The sequence below is a fragment of the Agrobacterium sp. K11 genome (assembly GCF_059429395.1).
On sequence record NZ_JCAHRB010000025.1, the window covers coordinates 1 to 10,509 of the forward strand.

The following is a 10,509-nucleotide window of genomic DNA, read 5'->3' on the forward strand; positions in this document are numbered from 1 at the left end:
CCGACAAGGATGTCATCCGCAAGGGCATCTGCGACATCATAAAAGGCGTGTAAGGGCCGGCTTGAAGACACCCCGGTCCAGCAGCACGAGCCCTCGTGCACAGGAAACCAACCTGCTCATGTCCGCTGCTACTGAACTGGCGGCGGCAGAAGGATGTGCACGAGTGTGTTCCCAAAAAATCAGCCCTGCCACGGATCGACAACGATAGCGCCGGTACCGTCGAAATCCCGTACGTTGCGCGTAACAACGGTCAGGTTGTGAACAAGCGCCGTCGAGGCGATCAAGGCATCGGCCTCGTTGCGACGGTCCGGGATATGCAGATGGGCGCAACGTGTTACTACGGCATCATCGATGGGAAGAATACGGCCCTCGAATTCAGGACGGACACGGTCATCCATCCATTTCCGCAAGAGAGCTCCCTGGGAACCATCACGGCGCTGGAGGCTCAATATGCCGCGTTCAATCTCAAGGATCGTGATCGCAGAAATAAACAGATCACTCGAATCCTGCGCGCTGACCCAGCGAGTGACGTTTGCATCTGCCTTGCCGTCTCCAGCCTTGCGCAGCTCGGAAACAACGTTCGTGTCGAGCAGGTACTTCAAGACAGATCAATCTCGCGGGTAACAATTTCCGCTCTTGGGATATCAAGGTCAGTCTTCGACAGTCCGAACATTGACAGTGCGTCGACAAGGTTGCGGCGCCTTCCGGTGAGGCGCTCGAACTCGCTGTACGTCATTAACACATGAGAAGGCTTGCCACGATCGGTGATGATCACAGGTCCCGCCTGAGCGGCTTTCTTTGCCTTGCTGACATCGTGATTGACCTCACGGCTGGAAAAACTTGTCATACTCATACGAAGCCTCCATGTAGGTACATGCCTACATATAGCCCGCATTCAGCCTGACTGCAACACTCACATGACCAGGACATCAGGCGCGTCGCGGTATTGGTCTGCGTTGCTATCCCGTTGACCGTCACCATCTTATGGGCGGTAGTGCACCGGATCTCGCTTCTGCACGGGACCGCGGTTCAAACGGCAATCCCACCAGGCCCGTAGCGCGAACATCGCCCGGTTATTTATCGGGCGCGGTAAACCTCGCTGGATGACCGACGACGCGCAATAAACTCCCGAAGAACGGGGAGAAAAAAAGCCTTGCTGAACCGCCCCACAGGAGGCTCCGGCTCCAGATAGAAAGAATGTCCGATAATATCGCTGTTATACTCATCCAGAATGATCCAGAGCCGCATATCTGCATCAAGACCGGCCCGGCGCTTTTCAATCGCTGGGATCTCAATAGAAAAACGATCAGTTTCCGGCTGCTTTGTCGTGATGGGAAAGAACAGAACCATGTCGCCGTCCGCACGGGCGAGCCTCACGCCAACAACAACGGGTCGACCCTTCCGACCTTCGGTTTCACCGAGCGAAGCCTCCCGGCTCCACAGATAAGGGTAGCGGATTACGACTGCAGTCTCGATGTCATCGAAACCGCTCACCGAACCATCTCTTCCGTTTCCGCATAAGCCTCGACTGCCGCCTCAAACTCGTCCAACAAAGCGTCAGACATATTATCGATAGTGCCTACCGCGCGCAGATCAGACTGCCGCATCAAACGTTCATAATCCTCAATATTAAGAAGGACCAGACGAGGTTTGTTGCGCTGGGTGATCGTCACCGGATGGCGAAGTGCCTCGGCGATGATATCACCGGACTTCCTAGAAAGATCACTCGTCGTGTAAGAATTACCTGAGCTTGCCATCGATTATACTCCCGTCTTCCGTCGCAACGATAGCACAGCCAAAAAAGGAAATCCATAAAATACAGCAATGCTGTAAATGCTGTAAATGCTGCATTGATTATGCGCATTAATGACGCCACGGGACCACTAAAACTCCTGATCATTCCATTTTTTTGAAGTTTCGCATGCCTCATGGGCGCAGCCCTTCCAGATTCAGATAAACCTTCATCTGCTGGATTGGCTTGAACTTCATTTGCGGCGCACACGCTGCCTGAGAGGACGATCAACGAGGCGGCAGAATTCAGCTGCAGTCCGCACAGATTAATCAGCACCATGGCTGCCTTTTGCCTGTCCATGTCCGGGCAAGTCCCTCAGATACGAGGATATCGCCGATCGAACGGCCATCTTTCAAAAGTACCCTCAGCTTTCGTCCATACCTGTCCTCGTCGCGACCGGGCCAGGACTGCATGGTAAAAGCACCAGAATTGACCAGTTCCATCAGCCGTACAGTTGCACGCTCCCCAAGCGCTTTTTCAGACGCGCACTGTGGTTTACCGATTTCTGGCGCATCGATATCGGCAATGCGAACCTTGACGCCACCAGTCCACAGCGTATCTCCATCGACAATGCAATTGACACGGACGCTCCCGCTGCATCTCCGGTAGGACGCGACCGGAGATGCCGTCGAAAGGATGTCTTGTCCCGCGTTTTGCGGGTCTCGCGAACGCGATGTTATATCGCGCACTTTTGCTTCCAGATCTGGCTGAAAAGACGGTCTGTGATCGATTACGTAATAGGATATGCCTGCGCCTACGAGGAAACTCGCCAGCATGCCAAGCACAACGAGCATAACAAACGAACTGCCTGACCTCGATCGTGACGTCTGCCGCGATCTGAATTGCACAACTTTAGCCATTATACCCCATGCTCCGCTCATACCCACGATAGCATCGACGAGTTAATGCAACCGACAACGGGATTGCTGCAATTTTAGGGAACCCAGCGGTCAGAAGTTAAACACCACCGGGGGGCTTTCATGCATGATAACGAAGGAAGCCTGTCGGGAGACAGAATGATGTCGACAGCTATGCACCCAGGCAGGCCGACATTGGCAAGCCAGGGCAGCAGCTTCGCAGCGCCCAAGGGCCCGGAGCGCAGCAGCATGGTGTGCGACACCGGAAAGACCGAGCGTCGTGCTTCCCGGCCCATACCGTAGTCCACCGCGTCTGCCGGGTCCCTGAATGTGCTGGTAATATACAAGAACCACCTTCGCGAATTCTACAACAGGTTGTATATCTCGTTTTCAAAACTTGTATCTGTCTAATATACGATTATTCACAGACATGTTTGGGGGCTTACATGACAACGTTTCCACGCCACATCATCCTCGTTCCAGCAGTAGCATTGGTGATTGCTGTATTGCCGTTGTCCTACGGCTACTACACGCTGCTGCGCCTCGGCATCACGGCATTTGCGGCGTTCTTCGCTTACATCGAGTACGAGAAGCACGGCGCGTTCACGGGGTGGGTCTTCGGCTTCATTTGCGTGGGATTGCTGTTCAACCCGTTTATCCCCGTGCATTTCAGCCGGTCGTCGTGGTTCATCCTTGATCTACTCGGCGCTGGTGTATTTGCCGCTTACTGGAAATTTTCGACAACGAAACTCGGCGAGTAAGGGCGCGCGACCACGGTTTGACGTTCACCTCAGTCGTTGCGGTGCGTTGCCTGGAGGCCCAACTCAGCCACGCTTGCAGATTAGTACAACCCCGCCGCGTTCGACTGCACGAGCATCGAAGCTGGCCTTGCAATCTCCGCGGCAGGCAACAGGTGGCACGAAAGGAGCTAAGCGCTGCCTGCCGGGGTCCATCAGAATTTCATGTTCAGCAACTCAGGAAAATTATAGTACCGCAACCGCTTGTCACGGCAGCGATAGTCGTCCTTTGAGGAGTCAACGCCCAAATTCTTGTACACGGCTACGCCAATATACGACCAATCGGGATTGGAACGTTCCGCCGTTCGCGTGCAAAAAGCGTAAATCTGCTTTTGAGGATCGAGCAGCACTACGCTCGAAATCTCGGCTTTCGTAAAATCACCGGCTTTGATAGTTCCGCGCATGGCGTCTAAATAGTCACGTTTAATCGGTCTGGACGGCGGACGTTGCGAATCCAAAACAGATTGCGGTGCCGGAGTCTGGCATCCAGCCAGTGTCATCACGGCGGCACAGAGAAGTAAAGCTGTCCTCATTCAATTCAATCCCCAAAAGTCAAAGCACAACACGCACAATGTACAGGCGGCGTTGTTCGTCAGACACAGCCTGCCGTCGTCGAAAAAAGCGGGTGAATGCTTCCCAGCGTCCGTCCTTCCTGCCTTCTACGAACACAAGAATATCGGGAAGCTTCAAAGCTTTTCCAGCTTGGCAAGAAAAAAACGATCACTCCAAAGATCCGTGGATTTACGCTCAGCTGGACGAAGAAACCGCCGAACATCCCCGGCAGCCTCTTTCCAGTCGATACGTTTGATCGTTTCTGAAAGAGCCGTTTTCAGCCAGGCAGCATCTACATGGACAGTCTCATCTCCCGCCCATGGACCGGCCTGCATCAGCGCATTGCGCAACAGGTCCAGATTCGGCGAAACGCTGCGAGACACATACCAGGAGAAGTCAAACCAATCACGCCCCTTGAGAAAACCACGACATAGCAGAGCGTGTATCTTGAGCGCAAAATTGGAAGGCAAATCCTGGTGGCGGACCTCATAATCAGCCGGAAAATCAAGGTAGGTAGTTGCCTCACCCGATCCCGCAGGCGGATTAACGTCGATCTCAAGCTTGATACGAATTGTTTTGGCTCTGCCTCTTCCGGCAAACGACAGATCCAGCTGCCTCGCGATAGAATCATCCTTGATAACAGCCTGCCGGATCGCCGTATCCATCCGCACCTTCGGATGTGCCTCCAGTTTCAGCCCGAACTGGCTGACAACATCCGTCAGAACCTTGAGATAAGGAGACCAGTTGAAACCCGTGTCGGGAGCCCGCAAAAGAAAATCGAGGTCCTCGGAAAAACGCGGCAGGCCATGAAGAATGCGAAGGCTTGTACCACCCTGAAAAAGAGCCACATCGAAAAAATCTCCTCGCCACAAAGCGTAGAGTACGACCTCCTGGAGTATCTCCTTGACGGCATTCTCTTCCTCTATCGCACTCTCCGCGCCATATTGCCGAAGCTTGTCCTGGATAATTTCAATCATGCCCTGACCTCAAGATCAGGCAGACGCCCCAAAGGCATCACCGCGCCTTCCAGCGCCCGGAGAAAGGCATTCGCAGCCTTGTGCTTGTACACAGGCTTCAATCCAGTAAGATCCTTGCGTCGCAATCCGAAAAGGGCATCTTCCTCGATCCTCATACCAATCGTCAGCCATTCAAGCCCGCTCCACTCCACCTTGCGAAGCGCTACCAGATCCATAAGTGCCCGAAGAGGTCGGGCAACGAACGCAATCGAGCCGTTGAGCGGAACACGGTCAACACTCGTCATGAACCGATAATCGTTGATCGCCAGGGGATGATAGCTGAAGGTCCCGAACCCGGGCGTCGAGAAATCCTGGCTTTTGCGTCCAGGTGAAACACTGGCGGTAACAAACACCGCCTCTGGAATCCATCCATGGAACGACAGTGCTGTTTCGAAAGAGATATAGCTGCCCGGCACGAGGTTTTGGGCGACGGAAAACGGATGAACCGGGTCACGTCGATAGCGTCGCGCCAGCACATAACAACCACGCTTCAGGCGGATGAGGGACCCGTCTTTCAAAGCGCGGTTGACAAGGCCATAACGGCGCGCGTCACTGCCGCCCAGCAACTCGGCGAGTTGCCGGTCATTTAGAAAACGATCAGCCAATCCGGCTGCAGAAATCTGGTCCACCAACGAAGACATAATTATTGATACTTCCAATTTGTGAAAGTTTCAAGAATTTTTAAAAGATAGTTGAAGGGCTTCCACCACCCGACGCTCAACCACTCGTTCTTAGATACTTGTTTCGGATTGTCCGATTGGAGTTCAACTCCCCGTAGACTAGAAATGAAATGCTATGATCAGGATAGGACAAAATGGCCTGCTTCAACGCGCTGGCATCAATGATGGTGGCTGCATAATCGAGGCGGAAATCCACTTAGTGAAACGCCCGAAACTGTTCAAACAAACCGAGCCACATCTATGCTCCTCGAACTTGAAGCGCTAAGGGCGATTGGCACGGCGGTTATTTGACCACACCATCGAGATAGAGGTCTTCACCTCGTTGCAGCGGCGTGAAAGTGAAGTCGTCTTTTTTGAGAAAGCGGTCGAACCAGCCCAAAAGATCATCTTGGGTCGCCGAGTTGCGATATCCGATCAGCTTGACGGTCAGGGGAGCACTGAAGGCTATATCAAAGGCGGTGTCGAACTGAGAGGTGCCAGAAAGCTGAACCGAAAACGTGCCACCACCGTTGTGACGAATGGAGATTGCCGCACGGGCGAAGAATTCATCGCTGTAGGTGGTGATAAGGCCGGGAGCTTCCCACCAACTCTCCCCAATCAAAGGGTTTTGAGTTCCCTCGCCTTGAAAATCTACCCGGATTTCTTCGAGGCTGCGAAAATCACGGTTCTTAAAGTGCTTCAAGGGAATTTTCAGCCACTGTGTATCCAGACCCGGGTTCAACCACTGGGCGACGTCATCTTCGGGGTCATTGTTGGGATCGAAGAAGAATTTCGGAGATTTCATTTTCAGGTCAAGACCGCTGTAGTCCTCCAATGTTTGACCGGGCCAGGATCCACTTGTGGCTCGCAGGGTGATCCACGGTTCCTGGACTGCAAGGTCGAGCGGATAGCTCTGATAAACAAGTCTAAAATGTCTCATGCAAATCTCCGGGAAATCCCTGACGGTAGCGGTTGATGTCTGCGCAAAAGCTGCGACAGACATGCCCCAACACACCTGTCGCCTGCAAAGTCCGCTTTAAGCGTCCTCGTCTCCTGTCATCATACAGGAGAAATGGCTCGACACAGGTCGTTCATACACGTGTGCACCTACGTCCGGTTTTGGCCCGAAGCGGTCGTCGGCCCATTGCGGGCGATCACCCGCTCGACCCGATTGCCTTTGCCAACGAAATCTTTTCTAGCGTCGTATCGAGGATCGGATCATGAGCGAAACCGCGCCAAGTTTCATGGTAACCTAGGTGTAGGTACAAGCCGAGCGCCCGGGCGTTATCAGCAGATACGCTTATCGTCGCTTCAGCGAAGGCTGCCGCTCTGAATCGCTCTTCAAGGGCAGCAATGAGGGCTGAACCCACTCCTTTTCCTTCATTCTCTGGAGCCACCCAGATGTCACTGATATGATTGTCACGATCTTCAGAAGCACCTAGCCCTGCCAATACTCCGTCAACCGAAGCGACGAGGATGTTCTCACCCTGCTCCTTCAGGAACGGAATAAACGGGTTGTTGCTTTCAATGCGTGAAGCAACTTCGGCATTAACCAGCGGTAGGATACCCTTTCGCCAAGAGGCCAGACCGATCGCCGCCAGTTCCGGAAGTTCTTCTGATTTTGCCGGTCGCACTTCTATCATCGGAGACTTTACCGCACGACTCACTTATCGAAAGGTTCAGGTAAACGGCGCGAATCGTCAAGTTCTGAGCGCTTCGGGCGTAAAGCTACCGACGTCTGCTCTTGGCGCGAAGCGGAAGACCGCAGTCGGCCCGAAGCGGCCGTTCACGGATAGAGCGGAGTGGAATCAACGAGCGGGCCGTTTGTGGATCTGGGGGGATCTTCTTTCCAACCGGTTTGCTCCTCGACTTCGTCTGGAAACTTGTAGTACATGCAAGAATTCAGAGGGTAGATGCCGAAGTTCTCATTTATGTCGTAGCGAGCAAGCTCCAGCTCAAACGTATCGCGCTCATCACTATCGCCATAGACCATCGCCATCAGGGTGAGTGCGTGATAAGGCCCTGGCGGCCACGCGAAGCCAATGGCAACAGCTTCCTCTTCTGCAAACGTCCCCTTGATGACGCGTTTGATTTCGAGTTCAGCGCGAATCATCCGGTTCGGAAACTTGTCGGTTACAACCAACCCAGAATCGCCGATGAACAGCGACCTCAATCGAGCTTCGACAATGATCTGCGCGTTTCGGCGCATTTCCGCTCTAGGCGGACAAGGTTGCATGGCGTGGGATGGCTCTAAACTGCCGAATAAAACCGCGAAAGATGTCACCAGCCAAAGGGCTGTGCAGTTATATCTATTCACAACATGCCTCGTTCGTCGCAGACATACAGCTATCTATAGACCCAACGTTGCTCAAGGCTTATCAACAACGATGGGCTTTTTTCCGCTATGGCGCGAAGCGGAAGACCGCAGTCGGCCCTATGCAGACTTCCAAAAAAGTGTGAGACAAGGCCGGCGGACGATAATCGCCTTAATCCAACGCAGGGAAACCCGATGGAGTCACATAGTCAACCGATACACATAGCGTTCTCACGATCAGAAGCAAAAATTTTACACCAAGCCTTGAATGAAGTTTGCAATGGTCTTTCCCTGCCAGAGTTCGAAACTCGAATGGGAGCGAATCGCGATGAAGTCGAAAATCTGCTTACCAGGTTGACCGAAGTACTTGATGCCCCATGACCGCAATGGGCGCGAAGCGGAAGACGCCTCTCAGCCCTTAGCGGACAGTCGGAAGCGTGATTTCATTTAGTTTAGAAAGCCCCGGATTAATGGCCAAATATTCGTCAAGTTGAGGATCTTCTTCGTAGCGAATTTGTTCATCCAAGATGTCGAAGTCCTTACCCAATTCGTGGCGTAAAAGCGCTAGTTACCTGTCTACATTTGCGTTGAAATGATCACACAGCGACTGAGTCCAAAGGCTTGGATCGGGCGGATACAAAGGATTAAGATAGCCTGAGTGCTCGAAGTCCAGTTGATCTGTCAAATTTTGAGCTAAGTGAGATAGCTCCACGCGCGCAGGTTGGCAATGTCGCCCTTCGAGATCAAAGAGCGACGCCTCGACAGGCCCTAGACCGAGCCTTTCGCGTGTTGCAGTATCACCAGCCCACAAGCAGCCACCAGCACCATAATCGAAGAAGAATCTGAGAACACCGTTTGCCATGCCTAAGTCATAGCAGCCTCTCGAACAGCAACAAATCGCAATTAGCACAAATTTTGCTCGCGGCGACTGAATGACCGCTCTTGGCGGATACCGTTGAAAACTCGCGCCAGTGGCTGCCGTGGTCAGATTGCTATTCGTCGATCCGTACGCGGCCGCCTTCGATCACGATATGACGACCCTGCAACTCGACAAAGCGCCAATCCTCTTCAAGCGAGCCGTCTGGGAAAATTTGGAGGCGGTAATCGCCGGAGAGCAGCAAGTCAGCCCCACCAAGGTTGTCTGCATAGGCCGCTATAACGACGAGTTGCTCTGCGGTGTTCACGAAGGACTTGGTTGTCTCGTCGTATCCTTTCAGAAGCGATGCAATCCTGATAAGTTGCAGGTTTCCCGATCTAGGATCGTGATCATCTACCTCTGTTCCTTCAACAGGACCGACAAAGCGATCCGATGTCCCCGTAAATACTGTATCCTTAGAAACCAGACGCCACGGGCATTGAATATGTAGTGCGTAAGTACCGACATTTCCTCGGCCTGAAGGATGCGGCTGAATCTCCCCAAAATGCAAAATCTTCATGTCCGCAGCGTTGCGGGCAATACTCAATGGCAACCCCACCAGTACCTGAAGGCAACTTTCTAAGCGGATTTGACTATGGTTATGGGGCATCAAAATGAACTCGGCTAAATCAGAATTTTGTAGGACTTGGGCAGACCATTACACAGGATAAAGTTGAAATCCATCGACCTCACAATGCGGGACTGCGTTCGGTCGCGATTTGGAAGATCGGCATTGCTGGCCCACCGATGTCGTGATTCAATCGTCGCACTGATTTGCCGAGGGTTGAGCGATGATGGGATGCCAGACAGCTCCGGCGCTGCTCTTCTGCGACTTGTGCATTGATGATCACGTCCCCCTCGACCACATGTTGCGTGGGATCGACCACCATCTAGAGACGGCGCATCTCCCAGTATACGGAGGCAGCCCGGCAGCTTGGGCTTGGGCTTGGGCGTTCCACCGTCTGCAGAGAGATCCGTCGTCTGGGCGTAAGCCAGACCAGTTGAGGAGTCGGAATTGATACAAGTGTGAACCGCTCCGGGTTTGCCGGAGGCCGTTTCGTTTAAGTTATGCGGCCATGGCTGGTTCGTCCAGCATGGCGTAATACCGGTCCTCGGCTTCGGCTGGCGGTATATTCCCGATAGGCTCCAGAAGCCGTCGATGATTGAACCAATCGACCCATTCCAAGGTGGCGAATTCCACCGCCTCGAAGCTGCGCCATGGTCCACGTCGATGAATGACTTCGGCCTTGTAGAGACCGTTGATCGTCTCAGCGAGGGCGTTGTCGTAACTGTCGCCGACGCTTCCGACAGACGGCTCGATGCCAGCTTCTGCCAATCGCTCGGAATACCGAATGGACACGTATTGAACGCCGCGATCCGAGTGATGCACGAGGCCGCTGCCATGAGCGGGACGCCGATCATGAAGTGCCTGCTCCAGCGCATCGAGGACGAAGCTCGCATGTGCTGTCCGGCTTGCCCGCCAGCCGACGATGCGACGAGCGAAGACGTCGATGACAAAGGCCACGTAGACGAAACCCTGCCAGGTGGCGAGTGGAGTAAGAAGCGCAGAAGCACTTCTCCTCCCCGAACCGTACGTGCACCTTTC

At 53.5% G+C, this 10,509-nt stretch carries 15 protein-coding genes; 1 reads left to right on the forward strand and 14 read right to left on the reverse strand.

What is annotated here, in order from left to right:
• Positions 1 to 179: 179 nt before the first annotated feature.
• The 5 genes from AC5SEO_RS26455 to AC5SEO_RS26475 form a co-directional block, all read right to left on the reverse strand.
• Positions 180 to 602, reverse strand: coding sequence for a type II toxin-antitoxin system VapC family toxin (locus tag AC5SEO_RS26455; RefSeq protein ID WP_013760949.1), 423 nt, complete (start codon positions 600 to 602; stop codon positions 180 to 182).
• Positions 599 to 853 carry a type II toxin-antitoxin system Phd/YefM family antitoxin gene (locus AC5SEO_RS26460; RefSeq protein ID WP_013760950.1) on the reverse strand — a complete coding sequence of 85 codons (255 nt, stop codon included), beginning with the start codon at positions 851 to 853 and terminating at the stop codon, positions 599 to 601. The genes AC5SEO_RS26455 and AC5SEO_RS26460 overlap by 4 nt, the downstream gene beginning before the upstream one ends.
• 224 nt (positions 854 to 1,077) lie before the next feature.
• On the reverse strand, positions 1,078 to 1,494 hold the full coding sequence (locus AC5SEO_RS26465; protein ID WP_013760951.1) for a hypothetical protein: 417 nt from the start codon (positions 1,492 to 1,494) through the stop codon (positions 1,078 to 1,080).
• Positions 1,491 to 1,757 carry a type II toxin-antitoxin system prevent-host-death family antitoxin gene (locus AC5SEO_RS26470; protein WP_013760952.1) on the reverse strand — a complete coding sequence of 89 codons (267 nt, stop codon included), beginning with the start codon at positions 1,755 to 1,757 and terminating at the stop codon, positions 1,491 to 1,493. Before AC5SEO_RS26470 ends, AC5SEO_RS26465 begins: the two co-directional genes overlap by 4 nt.
• Before the next feature lie 304 nt (positions 1,758 to 2,061).
• Positions 2,062 to 2,481, reverse strand: coding sequence for a thermonuclease family protein (locus tag AC5SEO_RS26475; protein ID WP_236736204.1), 420 nt, complete (start codon positions 2,479 to 2,481; stop codon positions 2,062 to 2,064).
• Positions 2,482 to 3,095: 614 nt separating this feature from the next.
• Between AC5SEO_RS26475 and AC5SEO_RS26480 the strand changes: the two genes are divergently transcribed.
• Positions 3,096 to 3,410 carry a DUF6804 family protein gene (locus tag AC5SEO_RS26480; RefSeq protein WP_013760954.1) on the forward strand — a complete coding sequence of 105 codons (315 nt, stop codon included), beginning with the start codon at positions 3,096 to 3,098 and terminating at the stop codon, positions 3,408 to 3,410.
• Between the two features lie 191 nt (positions 3,411 to 3,601).
• Here the strand turns inward: AC5SEO_RS26480 and AC5SEO_RS26485 are convergent, their stop codons facing one another.
• The 9 genes from AC5SEO_RS26485 to AC5SEO_RS26525 form a co-directional block, all read right to left on the reverse strand.
• Positions 3,602 to 3,979: a putative periplasmic lipoprotein gene (locus tag AC5SEO_RS26485; RefSeq protein ID WP_060642215.1), complete on the reverse strand. Its 378-nt coding sequence runs from the start codon at positions 3,977 to 3,979 to the stop codon at positions 3,602 to 3,604.
• Between the two features lie 153 nt (positions 3,980 to 4,132).
• Complete coding sequence (locus AC5SEO_RS26490) at positions 4,133 to 4,975, reverse strand: nucleotidyl transferase AbiEii/AbiGii toxin family protein (protein WP_013760955.1); 843 nt, start codon at positions 4,973 to 4,975, stop codon at positions 4,133 to 4,135.
• A complete protein-coding gene (locus tag AC5SEO_RS26495) occupies positions 4,972 to 5,643 on the reverse strand; it encodes a type IV toxin-antitoxin system AbiEi family antitoxin domain-containing protein (protein ID WP_495364185.1) in 672 nt (223 codons plus the stop codon). Before AC5SEO_RS26495 ends, AC5SEO_RS26490 begins: the two co-directional genes overlap by 4 nt.
• A gap of 334 nt (positions 5,644 to 5,977) precedes the next feature.
• Positions 5,978 to 6,676: a hypothetical protein gene (locus AC5SEO_RS26500; RefSeq protein ID WP_495364186.1), complete on the reverse strand. Its 699-nt coding sequence runs from the start codon at positions 6,674 to 6,676 to the stop codon at positions 5,978 to 5,980.
• 151 nt (positions 6,677 to 6,827) lie between these two features.
• Complete coding sequence (locus AC5SEO_RS26505; protein ID WP_041694574.1) at positions 6,828 to 7,316, reverse strand: GNAT family N-acetyltransferase; 489 nt, start codon at positions 7,314 to 7,316, stop codon at positions 6,828 to 6,830.
• A 143-nt stretch (positions 7,317 to 7,459) separates the two neighbouring features.
• Entirely contained in the window at positions 7,460 to 7,882 is a 423-nt protein-coding gene (locus tag AC5SEO_RS26510; protein ID WP_495364187.1) for a hypothetical protein, read from the reverse strand.
• Between the two features lie 1,097 nt (positions 7,883 to 8,979).
• Positions 8,980 to 9,450, reverse strand: a complete 471-nt coding sequence (locus AC5SEO_RS26515) for a hypothetical protein (protein ID WP_495364188.1) — start codon at positions 9,448 to 9,450, stop codon at positions 8,980 to 8,982.
• Positions 9,451 to 9,592: 142 nt separating this feature from the next.
• Entirely contained in the window at positions 9,593 to 9,793 is a 201-nt protein-coding gene (locus tag AC5SEO_RS26520; protein WP_156390032.1) for a hypothetical protein, read from the reverse strand.
• Positions 9,794 to 9,969: 176 nt separating this feature from the next.
• Positions 9,970 to 10,509: IS3 family transposase (locus AC5SEO_RS26525; RefSeq protein ID WP_495364189.1), on the reverse strand; the 540-nt coding region annotated here is incomplete at its 5' end.

Bases quoted from the DNA above. Each gene is read 5' to 3' on its own strand.
- AC5SEO_RS26460 (WP_013760950.1), bottom strand. From the start codon at position 853: ATGAGTATGACAAGTTTTTCCAGCCGTGAGGTCAATCACGATGTCAGC.
- AC5SEO_RS26470 (WP_013760952.1), bottom strand. From the start codon at position 1,757: ATGGCAAGCTCAGGTAATTCTTACACGACGAGTGATCTTTCTAGGAAG.
- AC5SEO_RS26480 (WP_013760954.1), top strand. From the start codon at position 3,096: ATGACAACGTTTCCACGCCACATCATCCTCGTTCCAGCAGTAGCATTG.
- AC5SEO_RS26485 (WP_060642215.1), bottom strand. From the start codon at position 3,979: ATGAGGACAGCTTTACTTCTCTGTGCCGCCGTGATGACACTGGCTGGA.
- AC5SEO_RS26490 (WP_013760955.1), bottom strand. From the start codon at position 4,975: ATGATTGAAATTATCCAGGACAAGCTTCGGCAATATGGCGCGGAGAGT.
- AC5SEO_RS26500 (WP_495364186.1), bottom strand. From the start codon at position 6,676: ATGTCTGTCGCAGCTTTTGCGCAGACATCAACCGCTACCGTCAGGGAT.
- AC5SEO_RS26505 (WP_041694574.1), bottom strand. From the start codon at position 7,316: ATGATAGAAGTGCGACCGGCAAAATCAGAAGAACTTCCGGAACTGGCG.
- AC5SEO_RS26510 (WP_495364187.1), bottom strand. From the start codon at position 7,882: ATGCGCCGAAACGCGCAGATCATTGTCGAAGCTCGATTGAGGTCGCTG.
- AC5SEO_RS26520 (WP_156390032.1), bottom strand. From the start codon at position 9,793: ATGGTGGTCGATCCCACGCAACATGTGGTCGAGGGGGACGTGATCATC.